This is a genomic window from Planomonospora algeriensis (assembly GCF_977012225.1).
The window spans coordinates 1-643 of record NZ_CDRNDK010001035.1; the positions used below are offsets into that span (position 1 = coordinate 1).

General features: G+C 70.3%; 2 protein-coding genes. One reads left to right on the plus strand and one right to left on the minus strand.

The annotated features are described in order from the left end of the window. Positions 1-84: 84 nt before the first annotated feature. Positions 85-261: a hypothetical protein gene (locus ACWJ6R_RS37640; protein ID WP_449066752.1), complete on the minus strand. Its 177-nt coding sequence runs from the start codon at positions 259-261 to the stop codon at positions 85-87. Between the two features lie 170 nt (positions 262-431). Between ACWJ6R_RS37640 and ACWJ6R_RS37645 the strand changes: the two genes are divergently transcribed. Next, the gene (locus ACWJ6R_RS37645; RefSeq protein ID WP_449066753.1) at positions 432-569 is read left to right on the plus strand and encodes a hypothetical protein; all 138 of its coding nucleotides are present in this window, start codon (positions 432-434) and stop codon (positions 567-569) included. Positions 570-643: the final 74 nt, after the last annotated feature.

The window sequence follows — 643 nt, forward strand, 5'->3', positions numbered from 1 at the left end:
GGTCCGGGCCCGCTGGACGCGGGACTTCATCCCGGGCACCGACAGGCCGAGCCGGTCGGCCCGGCCCCAGGCAGGCGTGCGGGGTTACCGGCAGCCGCAGCTGCTGGGCGCCTCGGCGGCCGGAGCGGCGTCGGCCGGGGTGCCGCAGCAGGCGCCCTTGTCCTCGGGGGCGCAGCAGGTCTGCAACGCAGACGTTGAGCAGCAGGCCTCGGCGGCGGCGTCGGCCGGGGCGGCGTTGGCGGTGGTGTCGGCATTGGTCATGACTGATCATCCTCTCCGAAAACAACAACTCACCCAGGTAGACGGTGAAGGGCGGAGATGGATGCACCGACTGGACCTCCAAAATTAGACCACCACCTAATTTGACACCTCTCTAACCAGAGTGGCAGGCTGAGCGCCACTTAGACAATCTTCGAAACACGAGGTGTGAGATGCGCTCCCTGCTGCGCCGCCGCCCGGCCCCCGCGACCATCTCCTTCGACGAGGCCACCGGCACCGTCTGTGACCGCGCCTGCCGGGCCGAGGCGGTCCTGGAGCGCGCCCGCGCCGCCGCCTGGCTCGCCCGCTGAACCCCGGCCGCCCGAACCTCGACCACCCGAACCCAGGAGGAACGATCATGAGCAGTGGATGCTGCGGCCCGGCC